Consider the following 21,623-nt stretch of genomic DNA (forward strand, 5'->3'; position numbering starts at 1 on the left):
GAAGCCAATGAACGCTTTGGATCTGGACGTATTGCAACAAGCCCGAAGCTGGGTCGCGGCGGGCAAACGCGTGCACCTCGTGACGGTGGTGCAGACCTGGGGTTCGGCGCCGCGCCAGGCGGGCGCCATGCTGGCCGTGCGCGACGACGGCCGGGTAGTCGGCTCGGTGTCGGGCGGCTGCATCGAAGACGACCTGATTGCGCGCGCCCGCGCCGGCGAACTTGAAGACGCCCCTGCCCGCCTGACCTACGGCGTCACACGGGACGAGGCCGCGCGCTTCGGCCTGCCTTGCGGCGGCACGCTGCGCCTGATCAGCGAACGGCTGCACGACACCGAATGGCTGGACCGCGTGCTGGCATCGATCCGCGAGCACCGCCTGATCCAGCGCACGGTGGATCTCGTTGATGGCCATACCGCGATTTCGCCGGCCGGTCCCGCCGACGGGCCCGATTTCGACGGCCGGCGCTTCCGCAGCGTTTACGGCCCGCGCTGGCGGCTGCTGATCATCGGCGCGAACCATACTGCCCGCGTCTTGGCGGACATCGCCGCAACGCTGGAATTCCACGTCACGGTGTGCGATCCACGCGAGGAATTCTTCGGCGATTGGAACGCGGCCCAAGCCACGCTGCTGACCAGCATGCCCGACGATGCCGTGCTGGAGATCGGCACCGACGAACGCACCGCGATCGTGGCCGTCACCCATGACCCCAAACTTGACGACATGGCGCTGCTGGAAGCGTTGAAGTCGCCCGCGTTCTACGTCGGTGCGCTGGGCTCGCGCGCCAACCAGGAGAAGCGGCGCGAGCGCTTGCGGTTGTTCGACCTGGAAGACCATCAGATCGAACGGCTGCATGGCCCGGTGGGCCTGCGCATCGCCAGCAAGACGCCGGCCGAAATCGCCGTGGCGATCGCCGCCGAATTGATCTGGGTGCGAAATTCGCTGGGGGACGGGCAAGCCGCCCGCAATGTGCCCCAGGCGAATGCGTTGAAGGAATGAAAAAGGGGGGGGCGCGCCGCACGCGCGCCCCCCTTTTCCTTACATCGGTTTGAGCGTCGTGCGGCTGTACTGGTTATTGGCTTCGACCAGCGTGGAAAGCAGCTTCATGAAGATTTCCTGGTTGCGCGCGGACAGGGGTTCCAGCAAGCGCTGCTGGGCCCGGGCCATGCCTTGTTGCAACAGCCCCATGATGCGCAACCCTTCCTGGGTGATCACCGCCTGGCGCGAACGCTTGTCGGTCGGATTGACGCGGCGTTCCACCAAGCCGCGCTCCTGCAGCCGCTTGACCACGTCGGCGGTGGTGGTGCGGTCCAGCCCCAATTCCATGCCGATGGCGGTCTGGTCCAGCCAGGGGCTGAGCGACAGCGCCGTCAGGACGCCGTACTGCACGGGCGTCACGTTCTGCGTCTTGCACTCTTCGTAGAACATGGCGTAGTGGATCTGGTTCAGGCGCCGCACCAGATAGCCCGGGCGCGACCACAGCACCTGCTTGGCCGGATCGAAAATATTGCTGTCTGTCTTCTGAGGTGCGACGCGCTTCTGGGACGTCGTCTTTTTCTGTACATCCGGCACGTTGAGGCAGCTCCGATTAGTTAGTGTACTGAGAATAATACCATCGGCAACCGGGTGTCGAGGGGCTTTGACGGGGCGCTTGAGAGAAATCAAAAACGGCCCTGGACGGCGCCTTCCGCGCCCTAGCGCGGATGCGCCGCCAGGTACGTTTTCAAGGTCTGCACCAGCGCCGCCGCGGCGGGCGACAAGCTGCGGTTGCGCGAGGTGACCAGACCGATTGAGCGCTCGGCCACCGGCCCCGTCAACGGCCGCTGGACGATGGCCGTCTGGGACACCGCGCCCGCCGCGATCTCCGGCAGGGCGGCCACGCCGAAGCCGCACTCGACCATGGCCACGATCGTCGTCAGATGCTCGGCTTCGAACGCCGGCGTGAAGCGGATGCGGTTCTGCAGGAATGCCCATTCGGTGTACTGCCGCACGCTGCTGGGCTGCACCATCGATACATGCGCGGCGGTGGCCGTGTCGGCCCAGCGCAGCGGCCCGCGCGTCTTGGCCAAGGGGTGGGATTCGGGAATCAGCAGCAGGAAGCTGTCGGACATCAGCGGCACGTAATGCAGGTCGGCATGCTGCGGGTCGGCCGCCGTCAGCGCGAAGTCGACCTCGCCGGCGCGCACCAGATCAAACGCGGGACCGGACAGCGTGTCGCGCACTTTCAGCGCCACGTGCGGATGCGCCTGGCGGTAGGCCATCAGCACGCGCGGCAACAGCCGGGCAGCCAGCGACGGCAACGCGGCGACCGACACTTGCCCTTGCTCGGCACTGGTGACACCGCTGACGGCCGCGATCGCGTCGCGAAACGCCACCTGCAGGGTCGCCGCCTGCTGCATGAAGACCTCGCCCGCCGCCGTCAGGCGCACCGTGCGCGTGGTGCGGTCGAAGAGGCGCACGCCCAGCGCCTCTTCGATGCGCTGGACCTGGGTGGAAAGCGCCGATTGCGACAGGTGCAACTGCGCGGCCGCCTGCCGGAAATTGAGCGTGCGGCCCAACACCAGCGTGGTGTCGATATCGCGCATCGAAAGATTGATCTGCATGCCGGCCTGCCTGTCTCTATTGATCTGTTTTAACGATCATTCTATCCAAAAAATCTGATTCATCAATCAAAGCGGCTTCTCTACACTCGCCCCCAACGACGATCGAAGAGAGGAGCAAACCATGCAAACGGACGAAAAAGCGCTGCCCAACCCGGGCGCGGCGCATGCAGTGGTAGTGGGCGGCGGCACGATGGGCGCCGACGTGGCGGTCGTGTTGACCCGCGCGGCCTGCCGGACGACCGTAATCGAATCCAACGCGGAACGCGCGGCCGGCCTGCCCGCCCGCGTTGCCGAAAACCTGAAGACCATCGGCCGCGAAGCCAATGCGTCGCTGCTGGCCACGGCCCCCAGCCTGGACGCCGTAGACTGGTCTACCGTGGATCTCGTCATCGAGTGCATCCCCGAACGCCTGAACATCAAGCAGGCCCTGTTCGCGGACCTGGCAAAACGCGCCCGGCCCGACGCCATCCTGGCCAGCAACAGTTCCAGCTTCCCCATCAGCGCCATCGGCCAGGGCCTGGACACGCGCGGCCGCATGCTGGGCCTGCACTTCTTCATGCCAGCGCACCTGGTGCCGCTGGTGGAAGTGGTGCTGGGCGAAGCCAGCGACAACGCCTGCGCCGATTCGCTGATCGCCTTCATGCGCCGTTGCGGCAGCGTGCCGGTGAAGGTCAAGCAGGACCTGCCGGGCTTCCTGGCCAACCGCCTGCAGCACGCGCTGTCGCGCGAGGCCTTCGACCTGATCGACCGCGGCATCGCGTCGCCGGAAGACGTGGACGCCGCCGTGCGCTTCGGCTTCGGCTTCCGCTTCCTGGCGGCCGGCCCCGTCATGCAACGCGACCACGCGGGCATCGACGTGCACGCCGCGGCGGGCGCGACCATGTATCCGACCTTCTGCAATTCGGACCACCCTGCGCGCTGCCTGACTGAGCGCGCCGCCGACGGCCGTTACGGCATGAAGGCCGGTGAAGGCTTCTACGCCTGGACGCCCGAGACCATCGCCGCCGAGCGCGCCCGCTACGACCGCCTGCTGCGCGCCGGCCTGGACCTGATCAGCCCCGAACTGCCGGAGATCCAGCCTTGAACGCCGCCGCCCTGCCGCGCGCCGCGCTGGCCGAATCCCCTGTCATCATCACCGTGGCGCCCAATGGCGCCTACAAGAAAGCCGTCGACCATCCTGCCGTGCCGATGACGCCCGACGCATTGGCGCAAGAAGCGCGCGCCTGCCTGGACGCCGGCGCCGGCATGATGCACATGCACGTGCGCAAGCCCGACGGCAGCCACTTGCTGTGCGCGCACGCCTACCGCGAAGCGCTGGCTGCCGTGGACCGCGCCGTGGGCCGCGAACTGCTGGTGCAGGTCACCAGCGAAGCCGCCGGCGTCTACAAGGCGGCCGAGCAGATCGCGCTGGTGCGCGAGCTGCAGCCCGAAGCCGTGTCCATGGGATTGCGTGAAATCGCCGTGCCGGACGTCCCCGAAACGGAACTGGCGGCGTTCCTGGCCTGGGTGGCCGAGCGCCGCATCATGGCTCAGATCATCCTGTACGACGAAGGCGATGTGCGCCGCTGGCAGTCATTGCGCGCGCGCGGGCTGGTGCCGCCGGGCGCCTGGTCGGTGCTGTTCGTGCTGGGCCGCTACAGCGTGGGCCAGACGTCGTCGGCCCATGACCTGCTGCCCTTCCTGGCGGCGTACGACCACTCGCTGCCCTGGGCGATCTGCGCGTTCGGCGCCGAGGAAAACGCGTGCGTCACGACGGCGGCCGCGTTCGGCGGCCACATGCGCGTGGGCTTCGAGAACAATCTGAAGCTGCGCGACGGCGGCATCGCGCCCGGCAATGCGGCGCTGGTTCGCCAGGCCGCCGAAGGCGCGCGCGCGCTGGGCCGCCCGTTGGCCACGGCAGCGGATGCGCGCCGCATCTACGGCGCCATCGGCTAATCCGCAACGCGAATCAATACAAGGTGCCTGACGCGTGCCGGGCGGTGTTCCGGCAAAGCGTCAGGCACCTTTGTATATAGCGCTGCGGCGCGATTATTTCGCCGTGATGCAACATTGACGCCATGTAAAACCACTGCTAAAAACTTCGACATCCGCACGTTAAACGCAATACCCCAACTGTCGTAGTGAGGTGGTGTGTGCAAAACGAGTCTGATGGGTACACCAAGCCTCAGGAGCTTCGAAGTTTCCTGTTCCTGACGGCTGTCATGGCCCCCGTTCTCACGGTCATCATCGTGGCGGGCTACGGTTTCATCGTCTGGTTCTATCAACTGCTCGCCGGCCCCCCGGGCAGCTGATGCGACGCGACGGAAATCCTTCCATGTCCGCGCTTGCCTCCCCCCCGCCCTCCGCGGCGCCCCCTGAGCTGCACATCGCCAGCCTGGTGGTGCATGCCCTGCCCCAACGCTTGCCCGACGTCCGCGCCGCCATCCTGGCGGTGGCCGGATCCGAAATCCATGGCGCGTCCGACACCGGAAAGCTGGTGGTCACGCTGGAAGCGCCCTCCACCGACGACATGATGGCGCGGATCTCCGAGATCCAGCGCTGCGATGGCGTGCTGGCCTCGGCGCTGGTCTACCAGCATGCCGACACGCTTGCCGCGATGAACGAGGAGATTGACGATGTCCATGGCTCGTAGAGACTTCATCAAGCAATCCGCCGCCGCGGCTGCCGCCACCGTGGCGGGCATCCCCATCGTCGGGTACACGCAGAACATCGTGACCGAATCCGAGGCCGCCAAGCTGAAATGGTCCAAGGCGCCCTGTAGGTTCTGCGGGACCGGCTGCGGCGTGAACGTCGCGGTCAAGGACAACCAGGTCGTGGCCACGCACGGCGATTTCAACGCCGAGGTCAACAAGGGTCTGAACTGCGTCAAGGGCTACTTCCTGTCCAAGATCATGTATGGCAACGACCGGCTGACCACGCCGCTCTTGCGCATGAAGGACGGCAAGTACGCCAAGGACGGTGAATTCGCACCGGTGTCCTGGGACCAGGCCTTCGACGTGATGGCCGAACAGTTCAAGCGGGTGTTAAAGGACAAGGGACCCACGGCGGTGGGCATGTTCGGATCGGGCCAGTGGACCGTCTGGGAAGGCTACGCGGCGCTCAAGCTGATGAAGGCAGGCTTCCGGTCGAACAACCTGGACCCGAACGCGCGGCACTGCATGGCATCGGCCGCCGTGGGCTTCATGCGGACCTTCGGCGCCGACGAGCCGATGGGCTGCTATGACGACATCGAGAATGCCGACGCCTTCGTGCTGTGGGGGTCGAACATGGCCGAGATGCATCCCATCCTGTGGACACGCGTGACCGACCGGCGGTTGTCCGCCCCCAAGACGAAGGTCGCGGTGCTGTCTACCTTCGAGCACCGTTCGTATGAACTGGCCGACCTGACGCTGACCTTCACGCCGCAGACGGACCTGGCGATCCTGAACTACATCGCCAACTACATCATCCAGACCAAGCGCGTGAACCGCGACTTCGTGGACAAGCACACGGTGTTCCATGAAGGCAACACCGACATCGGTTATGGCCTGCGGCCCGACCACCCCTTGCAGAAGGCGGCCAAGAACGCCGACAAGGCGGGCGGATCCAAGCCCATCACCTACGACGACTTCGCCAAGTTCGTCTCGAAGTACGACCTGGAGTACACGTCCAAGCTGACGGGCGTGCCGCAGAAGCAATTGCAGGACCTGGCCGAGCTCTACGCCGACCCGAAGATCCGCGTGACCTCGTTCTGGACCATGGGCTTTAACCAGCACACGCGCGGGGTGTGGGCCAACAACATGGTCTACAACATCCACCTGCTGACCGGCAAGATCTCGACGCCGGGCAACAGCCCGTTTTCGCTGACCGGCCAGCCATCGGCCTGTGGCACCGCGCGCGAGGTGGGCACGTTCTCGCACCGCCTACCGGCCGACCTGGTCGTGACCAACCCCAAGCACCGTGCGCATGCGGAAGAGATCTGGCAACTGCCCGACGGCACGATTCCCGACAAAGTGGGCGCGCACGCGGTGCTGCAGAACCGCATGCTCAAGGACGGCCAGATCAACGCCTACTGGGTCATGGTGAACAACAACATGCAGGCGGCGGCCAACCTGATGAATGAAGGCCTGCCGGGCTACCGCAACCCCGAGAACTTCATCGTGGTGTCGGACGCCTACCCCACGGTCACCACCATTTCAGCCGACCTGATCCTGCCCGCGGCCATGTGGGTGGAAAAGGAAGGCGCCTACGGCAACGCCGAACGGCGCACCCAGTTCTGGCATCAGCTGGTGAACGCCCCGGGCGACGCGCGTTCCGACCTGTGGCAGTTGATGGAGTTTTCCAAGCGCTTCAAGGTGGAAGAGGTCTGGCCTGCCGACCTGCTGGCCAAGAAGCCCGAGTACCGGGGCAAGACTCTCTTCGACATCCTGTTCGCCAACGGCCGCGTCAACAAATTCCCCAATAGCGAATTGAACGCGGAATACGAGAACCAGGAAGCGAAGGCTTTCGGCTTCTATGCGCAAAAGGGCCTGTTCGAGGAATACGCCGAATTCGGCCGCGGCCACGGGCACGACCTGGCCCCCTTCGACACCTACCACGAGGCCCGCGGCCTGCGCTGGCCCGTCGTCAACGGCAAGGAAACCCTGTGGCGCTACCGCGAAGGCAGCGACCCCTACGTGAAGGCGGGCGCCGGCTTCGAGTTCTACGGCAACCCGGACGGACGCGCCGTCATCTACGCCCTGCCCTACGAGCCCCCGCCGGAATCGCCCGACAAGGAATACCCGTTCTGGCTGTCCACCGGCCGCGTCCTGGAGCACTGGCATTCCGGCTCGATGACGCGACGCGTGCCCGAGCTGTACCGCGCCTTTCCCAACGCAGTCTGTTTCATGCACCCGGACGACGCGCAGGCGATGGGCCTACGGCGCGGCGTGGAAGTCGAGATCGAGTCGCGGCGCGGCAAGATGCGCACGCGGCTTGAGACCCGCGGGCGCGACAAGCCGCCGCGCGGCCTGGTCTTCGTGCCGTGGTTCGACGCCGGCCAGCTGATCAACAAGGTCACGTTGGATGCCACCGACCCGATCTCTTTCCAGACCGACTTCAAGAAGTGCGCGGTCAAGATCGTCAAGGTCTGAGCGGCCCCGGGAGACAGCCATGAAACGACGCGCCGCCACCATCGCCATCGGCATCCTTCTGGCCTCGGCCGCCTGGGCCGCTCCGCCGCTGGAGGTCGAAGACCCCATGCGCGGGCCCACCCCCATCGCCGAGGAAACCGATCCGCCGCTGATCAGCCCGATCGAAAACAAGGACATCAAGCGGATGCGCACCTATTCGATGCAGCCGCCCACCATCCCGCACAAGATCGACGGCTACCAGATCGACAAGAACTACAACCGCTGCCTGGCCTGCCATGCCCGCGTGAACACCGAGGAAACCCAGGCGCCGCCCTTGAGCGTGACGCACTACATGGATCGCGACAGCAACGTGCTGGCCGAGGTATCCCCACGGCGCTATTTCTGCGTGCAGTGCCACGTGCCGCAGGCCGAGGCCAAGCCGCTGGTGTCCAATACCTACCAAGACATCGACGTGATCCTCAAGCGCCTGACCGCGCCGGCCACCGACAAGAAGTAAGGGATCGATGCCGCCATGCTCAAGCTCCTCAAGCGCTACTGGAACATCATCCGCCGCCCCAGCGTGCACTTCAGCCTGGGCTTCTTGACGATCGGCGGCTTCATCGGCGGCATCCTGTTCTGGGGCGCCTTCAACACCGCGATGGAACTGACCAACACCGAAAAGTTCTGTACGGGCTGCCATGAAATGCGCGACAACGTGTACGCGGAACTGAAGGGCACCATCCACTTCACCAACCGCTCGGGGGTGCGCGCCTTGTGCTCGGACTGCCATGTGCCGCACAACTGGACGGACAAGATCGCCCGCAAGATGCAGGCGTCCAAGGAGGTCTGGGGCAAGATATTCGGCACCATCGACACGCGCGAAAAGTTCGTGGACAAGCGGCTGGAACTGGCCCAACACGAATGGGCGCGCTTCAAGGCCAACGACTCGCTGGAATGCCGCAACTGCCACAACTACGAGTACATGGACTTCACGCGCCAGAGCGTGCGCGCGCAGAACATGCACTCCACGTACCTGGCCGACAAGACCAAGACCTGCATCGACTGCCACAAGGGCATCGCCCATACGCTGCCGCACATCCCGCCTGGCCAGACCTCTGAGGCGACGCCGCCGGCCAGGGCGTCCAAAGAGGTGGCGAATGCGGCCCGCTGACGCCCCGCCGCCCCTGCTTGCGGCCTGCGGGCTGCGCAGCCCCCGCGGCGGCCGTTGCAGCGAGCCAGAAGGTCTGCGTCCGGTGGATTTCGACCTGCATGCCGGCCAGCTCCTGCATGTGCAGGGCGCCAACGGCAGCGGCAAGACCAGCCTCTTGCGCATGTTGGCGGGCCTGCTGCGCCCGCTTGCCGGCACGGTGCGCTCGCAGGGCCGGGAGGTGCGCCGCGACACGGCGGCGTACTTCGCGCGCGTGGCGTTCCTGGGGCACGCCAACGGCCTGTGCGGCGAACTGACCGCGCTGGAGAACCTGCGCTACAGCCTGCATGTGGCCGGTACGCCGCAAGACGAAGACGCCATCGCGGCGGGCCTGCGCCGTTGGCGCCTGGAGGCCAGCGTGCACCTGCCCGCGGCTCGGCTGTCCCAAGGCCAGGGCCGCCGGCTGGCAATGGCCGCCGTGGTGCTGGGCGGCAAGCCCCTGTGGCTGCTGGACGAACCCGACGCGGGCCTGGACGCGGCCAGCCTGGCCCAGTTGTGGCGGGCGCTGGATGCGCACCTGGACGCGGGCGGCGCAGCAGTCGTGGCGTCGCACCGCGCGCCCGGCACCGCCGCCGCCCGCACGCAAACCTTGAACATGGATGACTACGCGGATGCTGGCTACGCTGTCTCAGTTGGCGCTGCGTGACATCCGGCTAGCCTGGAGGCGGCCTGCGGATACGCTGGGCGCCACGCTGTTCTTCATCGTGGCGGGTTCCCTCTTCCCGCTGGCGGTCGGTCCCGATCCCGTCCTGCTGCTGGCGATCGGGCCGGGCGTGCTGTGGGTCTGCGCGTTGCTGGGCATCCTGTTGAGCCTGCACCGCCCCTTCGCGCAAGACCATGCCAACGGCGCGCTGGAACAACTGCTGGTGTCGCCGCACCCGCTGCCGCTGCTGGTGGGGGTGAAGCTCGCCGCGCACTGGGTCAGCGGCTGCCTGCCACTGATCCTGGCCAGCCCGGTGCTGGCCCTGCAATTCGGCCTGCCGCCGCAGGCGATCGGCGTACTGGTCCTGTCCCTGCTGCTGGGCACGCCCACGCTGGCGCTGGTGGGCGGGCTGGGCGCGGCGCTGACGCTGGGCCTGCGCGGCGGGGCGCTGCTGCCCCTGCTGGTGCTGCCGCTGTACGTGCCGGTGCTGATCTTCGGGGCGGGCGCCGTGTCCGCCACGCACGCGGGCCTGGGCGCCGGGCCGCAACTGTCGCTGCTGGGCGCCTGCCTGTGCCTGGCAATCCTGCTATGCCCCTGGAGCGCGTCCGCCGCGCTGCGCGTGGCGCTGGACTAAGAGGCCCCATGCACAAGCAACCCGCCTTCGATTCGCCCTACCCCGCCACGCCGGCAACCGCTGGCGCCGGCTGGCTGCGCTATGCCTCGCCCGCGGTGTTCTATCCGCTGGCCGGTCGCCTGATTCCGGGGCTGGCGCTGGCGGCTGTCCTCTTTGCCGGCGCGGGCCTGTATGTCGGCCTGGTCGTCGCGCCCACGGACAGCCAGCAAGGCGAGGTCTACCGCATCCTGTTCATCCACGTGGCAGCTGCGTGGATGTCGATGTTCCTGTACCTGGTAATGGCGGGGTATGCCGCGCTGGGCCTGATCTACAACACGCGCCTGTCGTTCATGATGATGCGGGCGCTGGCGCCCACCGGCGCGCTCTTCACCTTCCTGACCCTGTGGACCGGCGCATTGTGGGGCAAGCCCACCTGGGGCGCGTGGTGGGTCTGGGATGCGCGGCTGACCTCGGAACTGATCCTGCTCTTCCTGTACCTGGGCTTCATGGCCTTGCAGGCCGCGACCGACGACACGCGCCGCGCTGACCGCGGCGGCGCCATCCTGCTGTTGGCCGGCGTCGTCAACGTGCCCATCATCTATTTCTCGGTGCGCTGGTGGAGCACGCTGCATCAGGGCGCGTCCATCAACCTGACCTCGGCCCCCAGCATGGCGCGCATCATGGTCGCCGCCATGCTGCTGATGGTGGCGGCCTTCTGGCTGTACAGCGCGGCAATCGCGCTGGCGCGAGTGCGCGGCATCATCGCCGAACGCGAACCCGGGGCGGCCCGCGGGGGCCGCCCCGCCCCGGAGGCGCCATGAGCTGGGACGCGCTGTTCTCGCTGCAAGGCCACAGCCCTTATATCCTGGGCGCCTATGGCGTCACACTGGCACTGATGGCCGCAGAGGCCTTTGTGCTGTGGCGCCGCGCACGCGCCCGGCGCCAGGCCACGCGCAGGCAAGCTGGCGAGGGGCGCCCATGACACCGCGCAAGCGCCGCATGTTCGCCATCGCGGGCGGTCTGGGGCTGCTGGCCATCGCCACCGCCCTGGTGCTCAACGCCCTGCAATCGAACCTGGTGTTCTTCTTCAGCCCGACGCAGGTAGTGGCGAAAGAGGCGCCCCGGACTGGGAGCTTTCGCGTAGGCGGACTGGTGGAGCCAGGTTCGGTGCGTCGCGAAGCCGACGGCCTGACCCTGCGGTTCATCGTGACCGACACCGCGCACACCGTGCCCGTGACCTATCAAGGCCTGCTGCCCGACCTGTTCCGCGAGGGCAAAGGCGTGGTGGTGGCGGGCAAGCTGGACGCCGACGGCGTGTTCCGCGCCACGGAAGTGCTGGCCAAGCACGACGAGAACTACATGCCGCCCGAGGCCGCCGATGCGATCAAGCGCGCCGGGCAAGCCGCGGCTGCCAACGCGATGCAGGGGCAGCCCCGATGATCCCCGAGATCGGCCTGTTCAGCCTGATCCTGGCGCTGCTGACGGCGCTGGCGCAAGCCACCCTGCCGCTGGTGGGCGCCGCCACCGGCTGGCAGGCCGGACTGCGCGTGGCGCGGCCCGCTGCCGTGGGCCAGTTCTGTCTGACCGTGCTGGCCTTCGGCTGCCTGGCCTGGTCGTTCGTGCACAACGATTTCTCGGTGCTGTATGTGGCCGGCAATTCCCACGCCGACCTGCCTGCCGCCTACCGCTTCGCGGCCGTCTGGGGCGGGCACGAGGGGTCGTTGCTGCTGTGGCTGCTGCTGCTGACCGCCTGGACGCTCGCCGTCGCCGTGTTCAGCCGCCGCCTGCCCCTGGCCTTCGCCGCGCGCGTGTTGGCCGTGATGGGCTGGATCAGCGTGGGCTTCCTGCTGTTCCTGCTGTTCCTGTCCAACCCCTTCGAACGGCTGATGCCGCCGGCCATGGCCGGCCGCGACCTGAACCCGCTGCTGCAGGACCCAGGCATGATCGTGCACCCGCCCATGCTGTACATGGGCTACGTGGGGTTTTCCGTCGCCTTCGCCTTCGCCATCGCCGCCTTGCTGTCGGGCGAACTGGATGCGCTGTGGGCGCGCTGGGTGCGGCCGTGGACGCTGGCCGCCTGGACCTTCCTGACCATCGGCATCCTGCTGGGCAGCGCCTGGGCCTACTACGTGCTGGGCTGGGGCGGCTGGTGGTTCTGGGACCCGGTGGAGAACGCCTCGTTCATGCCCTGGCTGGCGGGCACGGCGCTGATCCACTCGCTGATCGTCACCGAGCGCCGGGGAGCCTTCCGCAGCTGGACGGTGCTGTTGGCGATCTGCACGTTTTCGCTCAGCATCCTGGGAACGTTCCTGGTCCGTTCCGGCGTACTGACCTCCGTCCACGCCTTCGCGGTGGATCCGGGCCGCGGGCTGTACATCCTGGCCTTCATGACCGTGATCGTCGGCGGTTCGCTGACGCTCTACGCCTGGCGCGCGCCGACGGTCGGCCTGGGCGGCGGCTTTTCGCTGCTGTCGCGGGAATCCCTGCTGCTGTCGAACAACGTGGTCCTGACCGTCGCGGCCGGATCGGTGCTGCTGGGCACGCTCTATCCCGTGGTGCTGGACGTGCTGGACTGGGGCAAGATATCCATCGGCCCGCCCTATTTCGAAGCCGTGTTCGTGCCGCTGATGACGCCGGCCATCTTCCTCATGGGCGTGGGCCCCATGGCCCGCTGGAAGCAGGCAGGCATGCCCGACCTGGGCCGGCGGCTGCGCGCGGCCTTCGGGGTCAGCGTGGCGACCGCCGTGTTGCTGCCGCTGGCGATGCCGGGCCCGCTGCGGCTGGGCTCGCCCATGATCGTGCTGGGCCTGTGGCTGGCGGGGTGGTCGGTTGCCAGCGCCGCTGCGCACGCCTGGCAGCGGCTGACGGATGGGGACGGCCATTGGCTGCGCCGCCTTGGCCGCCAGCCACGCGCCTGGTACGGCATGTTGCTGGCGCACGCCGGCGTGGGCATTTTCATCGCCGGCGTCACCTTGGCCAACGGCTACGAGGTCAAGCATGAATTGCGCATGGAACTGGGCGCCATGCAGGAAGCCGGAGGCTACCAGTTCACCTTCGCCAGCCTGGCGCCCGCCGCCGGGCCGAACTACAGCGCGCAACGCGCCGTATTTCCTGTCACGCGCAACGGCAAACCGGTGGTGACGCTGTATCCCGAAAAGCGCCTGTACACCGTGCAGGACATGGCGCTAAGCCAGGCCGACATCGACAGCGGCTTTACCCGCGACCTGTTCGTGGCGTTGGGCGAACCCGTTGGCGACCGCGCCTGGACGGTGCGCATCCAGGTCAAGCCCTTCATGACCTGGATCTGGACCGGTTGCCTGCTGATGGCGCTGGGCGGCCTGCTGGCCGCCAGCGACAAGCGCTACCGCCGCGCCCAGGAAGCGCCAGCGCGCCGCCCCGAAGGCGAGGCGGCCCCCGCCCCCCGGCCGGCGCGGGAGGGGTACTGATGCTGCGCTACCTGTTGCCGCTAGGCGTCTTCATGGCGATGGCCGTCTTCCTGGCGATGGGCCTGTCAAGGGATCCGCGCGCGGTGCCGTCGGCGATGATCGACAAGCCCGCCCCCGCGATCAGCCTGCCGTTGCTGCAAGCGCCCGGCCAGCAATTGGACGTGCAGTCGCTGCGCGGCCAGGTCTGGCTGCTGAACGTGTGGGCATCGTGGTGCGGCCCCTGCCGCGAAGAACTGCCGGTGCTGCGCGAAGCCGCCCAGCGCCACGGCATTCCGCTCTACGGGTTGAACTACAAGGACAAACCCGAGGACGCGCTGGCCTGGCTGGCCCGCAACGGCAACCCCTACATCGCATCCGCCAGCGACACCGACGGCCGCGTCGGCATCGAATATGGCGTCTACGGCGTGCCCGAGACCTTCGTGATCGACGGCGCCGGGCGCATCCGCTACAAGCAGTTGGGCCTGATCACGCCCGACATCTGGCGCAACCGCATACAGCCGTTGATCGAGGGGTTGCGATGAGAACGCACGGGCATATGGCGGCCGCGTTGCTGGCCCTGAGCTTGACGGGGTCGCCGGCATCCGCCGCGCAAGCGCCGCCCGAGCTGCCCCCCCTGTCGTCCGCGGACCAGCAACGCGCCGACAAGCTGGCGCACGGCCTGCGGTGCCTGGTCTGCCAGAACCAGACGCTGGCCGATTCCAATGCGCCGCTGGCGCACGACATGCGTAATCTGATCCATGCCCAATTGGCCGATGGCCGCAGCGATGCGCAGATCATGCGCTTCTTCGAAGACCGCTACGGCGATTTCGTCCGCTACGACCCGCCGTTCAAACCCATCACCTGGCTGTTGTGGCTGGGACCGTTCGCGCTGCTGGCGCTGGGCTTCTGGGTGTTGCTGCGCACGCTGAAACGCCGGTCGGGCGCCCGCGCGCCCTTGACGGCCGACGAACGCGCCCGCGCCGCTCGTTTCCTGGATACCGGCCCATGACAACCCTCTGGCTCGCCGTCCTGTTGCTGCTGTTGGCGACGCTGCTGTGCCTGATCCCGCCGCTGGTGCGCCGCGCGCCGCCTGTTGACACGGCCTCCGACGCCAACGTGCGCGCGTTCTACCTGGCCCAGCGCGAACAATTGCGGCGCGACAGGCAGAACGGCAGCCTCACCGCCGATGGCTTGGCGCGAGCCGAAGACGAATTGCAGCGCGACCTGCTGCAAGACCTGGCCCAACGCCAGCGACAGGCCGCGCCGGTGCGTGGCCAGCGCGCCGGCGTGGCAACCGCCTGCCTGCTTAGCGTGCTGATCCCGGTGGCCGCCGTGCTGCTGTACGGCAAGCTGGGCAATCCCCGCGCGGCGGCAGACGTGTCGGTCATGGCGCGCACAGCAGAACCGCATGCGGATGACTCGGGCGAGGACATGGCAGTGGCCATCAATGCGCTGGCGCAACGGCTGCGCAACGCGCCCGACGACGCCGACGGCTGGTACACGCTGGCGCGCTCGTATGAAACCCTTGGCCGATACACCGACGCGGTCGCCGCGTATCAGCAGGTGTTGCGCCTGGTTCCCGGCCAACCCGCCGTGCTGGCCGATATGGCCGATGCCTTGCTGTCGGCCAATCAGGGGGTGCCGGACGCCAATGCGGTCGCGGCCGTGGCGCAATCGCTGGCCACGCAGCCGGATCAGCCCAAGGCCTTGGCGCTGGCGGGCATGATGGCGTTGCGGCGTGGCGATGCCGCCGAGGCGCTGGCCCATTGGGAACGGCTGCAGGCCTTGCTGCCGCCGGACTCCGAGGCCGCGCGGCAGATTCAGTCCAATATCGCCCAGGCCCGCGCGATGGCAACCGGTGCGCCGTCCATGCCACCGGCCACGGGGGCCGCTGCGGCGAATGCCACGGGGGGTGCCACACAGCAGGCCGCGCCGGATGCGCCGTCCGCGGCAAAGCCCGCCGGCGCCCCTTCCGCCGCCCGCATCAGCGGGCAAGCCCGCATCGCGGATGCCTTGCGCGGCCAGGTCCAGCCCGGCGATACCGTATTCATCCTGGCACGGCCCATCGAAGGCTCGCGCATGCCGCTGGCGATTCTGCAGCTGCGCGTCTCGGACCTGCCGCGCGCGTTTGTGCTGGATGACAGCAGCGCCATGTCGCCGGACGCCACGCTGTCGCGTGCGAACCGCGTGCAGGTGGAGATCCGCATCAGCCGGTCGGGCACGGCCGCCGCCCGGCCGGGCGACCTGAGCGGGGTGCTGCCGGATGTCGCGGTCCACGCGGACGGCCTGGAACTGGTGGCCGACACCGTCGTGCGCTAGCACGCCTCGGCATCGGCCACGCTGGCCTAGGCGCGTTCGATACGCGCCGGCAGGCCCTGGCGCACCGCGGCGCCGGACACCCAGTCGATCCAGACGTTCGCGTGCTCGCCCCGCGTGGCATCGCCGAACCCCAGGTCGTTCAGATTGACGCCTGCCGCCAGCGCGGGATCATGCGGCATGGGCTTGCCGTCGACCACGTGGGCGCGTGCGCCCAGCTCGGTGTGGCCATAGCCGTGCTCGATGCCGACCGCACCCGGCTGGATGCCGTCGCGCAGCAAGGCCAGCCCGGTCACGGCGCCGCCCGGCGTCACGATGCGCACGGGGTCGCCGTTGCGCAGCCCCAGGCGTTCGCCGTCCTGCCGATTGATCGACACCGGATTGTGCGGATGCACCTGGCGCAGACGGTTCACGCCGATCGACATGGAGCTCATCAGGTTCGATTTGAACGAACTGAGCAGGAACGGCCATTGCTGCGCCGGGTACTGGGCGCGCACGTCGCGGCCATCGGCCAGGCGCGCGGGATACCAGGTCGGACAGCCGCTATAGCGTTCGCCGGTCATCGCATGGCGAAAGCCCGCGAGTTCCTCGCTCCAGACCTGCAGAGGCTTGGCGTATGCCTGGCGCGTATGGCGGTTCCGGCCCTTGTCCACCCAGGCATCTTCCATCTTGTCGAAGCGCCCGCCCCGGCTCATCAGCATGGCGACCTGCCGCCATTCGCCGGGCTTGAGCTTGCTCTGCAGCAGGCTGCGGTAGCGATCCACCCCGGTCAGCGCCATGTCGTCGTCGCTGGCCTCGGGCACGGCGCGGCCGGCCGAGAACGCGATGTTGGCCATGCCGCGCAGGAAAAAGTCCTCGGGCGTGTCCAGCGCGTACTGGGCGCCGTCCTTGTCCGAGATCGCGTTCTGGCCGAAGCCCGGCATGCCCAAGCGCTTGGCGCAAGCGATGAGGAAGGTTTCCAGGCAAACGGGCTCGTTGGTGGCCGTGCGCGCCACGCGCGGCTGCACGGCGGGCCAGCGCACGGTGGATGCCTTGGCCACCACGTCGGCCCAGGGTGCCGACACGCCCCAGCTTTCATACGTGACCGTGTCCGGCACGATGTAGTCGGCCAACGCATTGGTTTCGTTGATGAACGGGTTGATCGATACCGAAAGCGGCAGGATGCGCGGATCCTTCATCTTGTCGATGATCACGCCCTTCAAGCCCGCGATGCCGTAGATCGGATTGCTCATGTGGTTGAACCAGACCTTGGCGCGGTACGGATACCCCGCCAGCGCGGACGCCAGCATTTCAGAGCTGAGACCGCCCGTGGCCGGATACCAGGGCGCGGATGCCGGATACGCCGGCTGCCCCGCCGCCTTCTTGCGCTTGAACTCGCTGGACTTCTCGTACGGGAAGCGGTTGCGCGACAAGGCGACGCCCTTGGGCGTGGCGCGGTTTGCGAAGCCGGCGATGTTGTAGCGTGGACCGGGGCCATAAGGCGGGAACGGGCCGGCGTCCAGCACCAGACCGCCATCCACGTTCAGGTTGCCAACCAGCGTGTTGAGCATGGCGATGGCGTAGGCCGTATAGAAGCCCGCGCCGCTCATCGTGCCGCCATGCGCGTCGGCAACGGCGCGCTTGCCGTAGCTGGTGAAGCGCTTGGCCAGCGAGGCGATCTTGTCCGCCGGCACGCCGCAAAGTCCGGCGTATTCGTCCAGCGACTTGCGGTGCGATTCCTCGCGCAGCAAGGCAAGGGACGAGCAGACGCGCACGGTGTCCGCCCCGCCCGGCATCCCGGGCACGGCAATGCGCTCATCCACGAACAACGTGGCCGGCGACGCGGTCGTGTGCGGCGCCAGCGTGCCATCTTCCAGGCGCACCGCGTAGACGTCTTCCCATTTGTCGTCGGCGTCGGCAGGCCGCGGCCAGCCCAGGTCTGCGCCGCGCACGAAACTGCCCAGCCTGGGATGGCCCGGTTCAGCCACCACCAGATGCGTGGCGTTGGTCCAGGCGGCTTCATCCGCCGCCTTCATGGCGTTGGGGCCGGGTTGCGCCAGCATGCGGGCATCGAAGCGGTCGTTGTCCAGGATCCAGCGGATGAGACCCATCGCCAATGCCAGGTCACTGGCCGGATTCACCGGCAGCCACTCGTTGCCTGAGCCAGCCGACAGGCTGGAGGACGCGGGCAGCATGGGCGACACGACCACATAGGTGAAGCTGTCTTCCTCCGGCCGCACCCGTGCTTCGGCCAATTGCCGGGCCTGGCGCTGGAACGGGTTGCCCGCTTGCGCCGGCGCCGCGCCGATGAACAGGCCGAAGCGCGCATTGTCCCAATCCGGCTTGCCGTGCGGCATGCCCTTCAAGTCGCCCAGGGCGGCGCCTGCGCCCACGCGGAAGCTCTGGCCGCAGTAGGAGCCATGGTTGCTGAAGTTGACCGTGCCGAAGGACTGCGCGGCAAAGCGCTGGATCAGCGGCGTGCGGCCTTCGTTGGAGGCGTCGGTGAACAGGAACTGGTTGACCTTGGCGCCGTACTCCGGATTGTCCGGGTCCAGCAGCGTGTCGCGGTCGAAGACGGCGCGCAGGCCTTCCACGTGACCTTCACCGAAAAGATCGCCGCCTTCGCACACTTCCTGCACCAGTTGCTCGAACGAGATGGTCTGCCACTTGCCTTCGCCCCGCCCGCCGACGCGCTTCATCGGTTGCAGCACGCGGAACGGGCTGTTCATCTGTTCCAGCATGGCCGACCCGCGGGCGCAGGACGTAGCGCGGCCCTCCAGGCCGTTCTCGCCGCCCAGCTGCGCATAGACCTCGCGCACGGGCGTTTCCATCGCGGCGGGACGCGTGGTGGCCAGCGGATGGTAAGGGTTGCCCGCCACGCGCAGGATGCGGTTTTCCTTCGTGTCCACGCGCAGGCGGACGCCGCACTGGGTCCAGCAGCCCAGGCAGCTGGACGGGCTGACCGTCTGGCCCGGCTGGGCGGCCAGCGCGCCGGTCAGCGGGTCGATTCGGAATTCCGCCGTCAGCGAATTGCCGCGCACGGCATGCGCCGTGGGAACGCCGGCAGTGCCGTGCGCCAGGCCCTTGACGGCGCGGGTGACGGTTTCGCCATAGCCGGCCGCAAAGGCCGCCATGCCGCCGGCGACCATGCCGCCGCGCACCATCAACTTGCGCCGCGCCGCGTCTTGCAGCGCATTGTCGGGCGCATCGGCCGCGCCAGGCTTGTCGTCTTCGTGTTGCTTGTCCATTGCTTCGTCTTCCATGTGCTTTCGTCTTGCGGCCGCTTTTGCCGCTTGGTGGGCTTGGGTCGGTCAGGCCGCCATGCCGCGCCGGCGCGCCGGGAACCGCTCCAGCGCCCAGGTCACTGCCGTGACCAGCGCCACGCACAGGCCCAGCACTCCGGCCATGCCCAGCAGGCCATCGCTGCCCCAGGGCATGTCGTACAGGTAGAGCCCCGCGCCATACTTGGGCACGCCCTGCACGCTCATGAACACCACCCAGCGGAAGATCCACGCGGCGGCCAGCATGGTCAGCGCCAGGGTGGCCGACGGCAGCGGCGCGGCCAGCGCCTGGGCCGGGCGCTGCAGCAGCGCGATCATGCAGAAGGCCGTGATGACCGCGCCCGCCAGGCTGATGCGCCAGACGGGGAATTCGGCGAACAGCCGCAAGGCTGCGTCGAACGACGGGTCCACGCCCAGCGTGCCCAGCACGGCCCAGGCGCCGGCGCCCACGGCCATCAGCACGACGGCGGCAAAGCTGAGCTGGCGCAGCATGCCCACCGGCAAGGCCTTCATGCCGCCGGGCAGCCACCGGCCAACCAGGAACATGGCGCCCAGCGCCCCGAGCCAGGCCGTCAGGGCAAAGTTCACGGGCAGGAACACGGTGTGCCATAAGGGCCGCGAGCGCAGCACCATGACTTCGGCGCCGGTGTAGACAAGGATCGACACCGCCGACAGCGCCAGGGCCGCGCCCACGAGGCGCACCCAGGCAATGCGGCCCCACCACCATGCGGCGCAGAACAGCACGGCCAGGCCCACGAACACGGGCAGCAGCAAGGCGCCCAGCCACATCCACGACCATGGCGTGAAGTGGGCGTAGAAGTGCCAGAACCTGCCGGGCTGGTGCAAGTCGGCCAGCAATGACACGGGCGCGGCAACGGCGGTCACCAGCAGCACGGTGGCGGCCGCGGGCAGCAGCCGCCGCGCGGACGATCCGGCCTGGCCGAAGGCAGCGAAGGCGGCGGTCAGTGCGGTGGTGGCGCTGATGCCGATGAGAAAGAAGTACTGCACGGCCCAAGGCAGCCAGGCGGCGTCATAGGCCGGCGTGAGCAATTCCGAGATCTGCATGAAAGTCCCCTGTGATGGCTCAATGTCCGCCAGCCAGGCGCACGCCGGCCTGGCCGTCGACCTGGTGCACGAACGCATCGGGCAGGCCGATGTAATAGACGTGGGGGTCGGTCTTCATTTCGGGCTTCAGGACCTTGATGTCCGCCTTGTGTTCGACGAGCAGCTTGGAGATGGCGCTCTCGGGGTCGTTCATGTCGCCGATGACGCGCGCGCCGCCGACGCAGCTTTCCACACAGGCAGGCAGCAGGCCGGCTTCCAGGCGGTGTTCGCAGAACGTGCACTTGTCGGCCGTTTGCGTTTCATGGTTGATGAACCGGGCGTCGTAGGGACAGGCTTGCACGCAGTAGGCGCAGCCGACGCAGCGTTCGTTGTCGACCAGCACGATGCCGTCTTCCCGCTGGAAGGTGGCTTGCACGGGACAGACGGGTACGCAGGGCGGGTTGTCGCAGTGGTTGCAGAGGCGCGGCAGCATGACCATGGCACAGGGGCTGCCGTCGTCGGGGGTGACTTCGTATTGCAGGACGGTGGTGCGGAACTGTCCGATGGGGGGCAGGTTTTCCATGGAACAGCTGACCGTACAGGACTGGCAGCCGATGCATTTGCGCATGTCGACGACCATGCCGTAGCGCTTACCGGGGATGCCGGGGCGGCGCGGCGGTTGGCCGTTCAGGCCGGTGGCTTCAGCGTGAATGGGGATGATGGTGGCGGCGGCGCTCAGGCCGAGGAGTCCTTTCAGGAAGCCGCGTTTACTGGGTAGGGGGGGTTCTGGTGAGGGGGGCATTGCTGGGGGCTCCGGGGCGGTTACTTTTTGTTGTTATTAACTTATCACTGCTGGTTATATAGGGGGTTGATATGCATCAAATGGGGGACGGATACGGGATGGGGAGTTACCGGTTGCCGTTGCTGGCTGCTGGCTGCTGGCTGAGAGTGGCGTTCTTGAGCCGCCGGTCATCGCGCGGGCGGGGGGGGCGCGGCCAACGATGACGGTCCGGCCCGCCGGGGCCGGACTTCCCCGTCCTCATCCTCGTCCGCCTTCGGCTCCCTTCGGATTCCGTCGGGCGTCACCGAACGGCCGCGCCCCCCCCGCCCGCGCGACGACCGGCTCGACCGATGTCATGCCGCCGCCGCTGGGGAGAACGGTGTGCTTGGCGTTCTGATGTTGCTGAGAATGCCGCTGGAAGGAGGTGGTATGCCCGCCCGAGAAGGCCGCCCCGCGCGGCCTTCTCGGGCATACGTGGTGGGGTGTTGTGGAGGGTGTTGTGGAGGGTGTCGGGGGGTGTTGTGGAGGGTGTCGGGGGGTGTCGGGGGGTGTCGGGGGGTGTCGGGGGGTGTCGGGGGGTGTTGTGGAGGGTGTTGTGGAGGGCGCCGGGGGGGTCGTGGGGTGTTGCGGAGGGAGTGCGGAG

General features: G+C 67.9%; 22 protein-coding genes. 17 read left to right on the plus strand and 5 right to left on the minus strand.

Annotated elements, in window-relative coordinates:
- Nucleotides 1–7: 7 nt before the first annotated feature.
- Nucleotides 8–997, plus strand: coding sequence for an XdhC family protein (locus ACO6D5_RS14890; protein WP_485825799.1), 990 nt, complete (start codon nt 8–10; stop codon nt 995–997).
- A gap of 39 nt (nt 998–1,036) precedes the next feature.
- Here ACO6D5_RS14890 and ACO6D5_RS14895 read toward each other — a convergent pair whose 3' ends face one another.
- Both ACO6D5_RS14895 and ACO6D5_RS14900 read right to left on the minus strand, forming a co-directional pair.
- A complete protein-coding gene (locus tag ACO6D5_RS14895) occupies nt 1,037–1,504 on the minus strand; it encodes a MarR family winged helix-turn-helix transcriptional regulator (protein WP_377785544.1) in 468 nt (155 codons plus the stop codon).
- A gap of 188 nt (nt 1,505–1,692) precedes the next feature.
- Nucleotides 1,693–2,601 (minus strand): LysR substrate-binding domain-containing protein, encoded by a 909-nt coding sequence (locus ACO6D5_RS14900; RefSeq protein ID WP_315846556.1) that lies wholly within the window; start codon nt 2,599–2,601, stop codon nt 1,693–1,695.
- 121 nt (nt 2,602–2,722) lie between these two features.
- Between ACO6D5_RS14900 and ACO6D5_RS14905 the strand changes: the two genes are divergently transcribed.
- The 16 genes from ACO6D5_RS14905 (at nt 2,723) to ccmI (ending at nt 15,898) form a co-directional block, all read left to right on the plus strand.
- A complete protein-coding gene (locus ACO6D5_RS14905) occupies nt 2,723–3,685 on the plus strand; it encodes a 3-hydroxyacyl-CoA dehydrogenase family protein (protein ID WP_485825800.1) in 963 nt (320 codons plus the stop codon).
- Nucleotides 3,682–4,536: a beta-keto acid cleavage family enzyme gene (locus ACO6D5_RS14910; RefSeq protein ID WP_485825801.1), complete on the plus strand. Its 855-nt coding sequence runs from the start codon at nt 3,682–3,684 to the stop codon at nt 4,534–4,536. Before ACO6D5_RS14905 ends, ACO6D5_RS14910 begins: the two co-directional genes overlap by 4 nt.
- 197 nt (nt 4,537–4,733) lie before the next feature.
- Nucleotides 4,734–4,892 carry a periplasmic nitrate reductase, NapE protein gene (gene napE / locus ACO6D5_RS14915; protein ID WP_054426275.1) on the plus strand — a complete coding sequence of 53 codons (159 nt, stop codon included), beginning with the start codon at nt 4,734–4,736 and terminating at the stop codon, nt 4,890–4,892.
- Between the two features lie 23 nt (nt 4,893–4,915).
- Nucleotides 4,916–5,233, plus strand: a complete 318-nt coding sequence (locus ACO6D5_RS14920) for a chaperone NapD (protein WP_485825802.1) — start codon at nt 4,916–4,918, stop codon at nt 5,231–5,233.
- A complete protein-coding gene (gene napA / locus ACO6D5_RS14925; RefSeq protein WP_315846552.1) occupies nt 5,217–7,712 on the plus strand; it encodes a periplasmic nitrate reductase subunit alpha in 2,496 nt (831 codons plus the stop codon). Before ACO6D5_RS14920 ends, napA begins: the two co-directional genes overlap by 17 nt.
- A gap of 19 nt (nt 7,713–7,731) precedes the next feature.
- Nucleotides 7,732–8,208 (plus strand): nitrate reductase cytochrome c-type subunit, encoded by a 477-nt coding sequence (locus ACO6D5_RS14930; protein ID WP_315846551.1) that lies wholly within the window; start codon nt 7,732–7,734, stop codon nt 8,206–8,208.
- Nucleotides 8,209–8,223: 15 nt separating this feature from the next.
- Nucleotides 8,224–8,862 (plus strand): NapC/NirT family cytochrome c, encoded by a 639-nt coding sequence (locus ACO6D5_RS14935; protein ID WP_315846550.1) that lies wholly within the window; start codon nt 8,224–8,226, stop codon nt 8,860–8,862.
- Nucleotides 8,849–9,544 carry a heme ABC exporter ATP-binding protein CcmA gene (gene ccmA / locus ACO6D5_RS14940; RefSeq protein ID WP_485825803.1) on the plus strand — a complete coding sequence of 232 codons (696 nt, stop codon included), beginning with the start codon at nt 8,849–8,851 and terminating at the stop codon, nt 9,542–9,544. Before ACO6D5_RS14935 ends, ccmA begins: the two co-directional genes overlap by 14 nt.
- Nucleotides 9,510–10,175, plus strand: coding sequence for a heme exporter protein CcmB (ccmB, locus tag ACO6D5_RS14945; protein ID WP_006224203.1), 666 nt, complete (start codon nt 9,510–9,512; stop codon nt 10,173–10,175). The genes ccmA and ccmB overlap by 35 nt, the downstream gene beginning before the upstream one ends.
- Before the next feature lie 8 nt (nt 10,176–10,183).
- The gene (ccmC, locus tag ACO6D5_RS14950) at nt 10,184–10,975 is read left to right on the plus strand and encodes a heme ABC transporter permease CcmC (RefSeq protein WP_315846548.1); all 792 of its coding nucleotides are present in this window, start codon (nt 10,184–10,186) and stop codon (nt 10,973–10,975) included.
- Complete coding sequence (gene ccmD / locus ACO6D5_RS14955) at nt 10,972–11,136, plus strand: heme exporter protein CcmD (RefSeq protein WP_485825804.1); 165 nt, start codon at nt 10,972–10,974, stop codon at nt 11,134–11,136. Before ccmC ends, ccmD begins: the two co-directional genes overlap by 4 nt.
- A complete protein-coding gene (ccmE, locus tag ACO6D5_RS14960; protein ID WP_485825805.1) occupies nt 11,133–11,594 on the plus strand; it encodes a cytochrome c maturation protein CcmE in 462 nt (153 codons plus the stop codon). Before ccmD ends, ccmE begins: the two co-directional genes overlap by 4 nt.
- Complete coding sequence (locus tag ACO6D5_RS14965) at nt 11,591–13,600, plus strand: heme lyase CcmF/NrfE family subunit (RefSeq protein ID WP_485825806.1); 2,010 nt, start codon at nt 11,591–11,593, stop codon at nt 13,598–13,600. The genes ccmE and ACO6D5_RS14965 overlap by 4 nt, the downstream gene beginning before the upstream one ends.
- Entirely contained in the window at nt 13,600–14,121 is a 522-nt protein-coding gene (locus ACO6D5_RS14970) for a DsbE family thiol:disulfide interchange protein (RefSeq protein ID WP_006224208.1), read from the plus strand. The genes ACO6D5_RS14965 and ACO6D5_RS14970 overlap by 1 nt, the downstream gene beginning before the upstream one ends.
- Nucleotides 14,118–14,588 (plus strand): cytochrome c-type biogenesis protein, encoded by a 471-nt coding sequence (locus ACO6D5_RS14975; RefSeq protein ID WP_485825807.1) that lies wholly within the window; start codon nt 14,118–14,120, stop codon nt 14,586–14,588. Before ACO6D5_RS14970 ends, ACO6D5_RS14975 begins: the two co-directional genes overlap by 4 nt.
- A complete protein-coding gene (gene ccmI / locus ACO6D5_RS14980; protein WP_485825808.1) occupies nt 14,585–15,898 on the plus strand; it encodes a c-type cytochrome biogenesis protein CcmI in 1,314 nt (437 codons plus the stop codon). Before ACO6D5_RS14975 ends, ccmI begins: the two co-directional genes overlap by 4 nt.
- A 26-nt stretch (nt 15,899–15,924) precedes the next feature.
- On the opposite strand, the gene ACO6D5_RS14985 is transcribed toward ccmI, so the two are convergent.
- The 3 genes from ACO6D5_RS14985 to dsrO all read right to left on the minus strand — a co-directional run bounded on the left by ACO6D5_RS14985 (nt 15,925) and on the right by dsrO (nt 21,001).
- Entirely contained in the window at nt 15,925–19,122 is a 3,198-nt protein-coding gene (locus ACO6D5_RS14985) for a molybdopterin dinucleotide binding domain-containing protein (protein ID WP_315846568.1), read from the minus strand.
- Nucleotides 19,123–19,185: 63 nt separating this feature from the next.
- Nucleotides 19,186–20,220, minus strand: coding sequence for an NrfD/PsrC family molybdoenzyme membrane anchor subunit (gene nrfD / locus ACO6D5_RS14990; protein ID WP_485825809.1), 1,035 nt, complete (start codon nt 20,218–20,220; stop codon nt 19,186–19,188).
- A 19-nt stretch (nt 20,221–20,239) separates the two neighbouring features.
- Nucleotides 20,240–21,001, minus strand: a complete 762-nt coding sequence (gene dsrO / locus ACO6D5_RS14995; protein WP_280027717.1) for a sulfate reduction electron transfer complex DsrMKJOP subunit DsrO — start codon at nt 20,999–21,001, stop codon at nt 20,240–20,242.
- Nucleotides 21,002–21,623 lie beyond the last annotated feature (622 nt).

The organism is Achromobacter sp. (genome assembly GCF_057314935.1).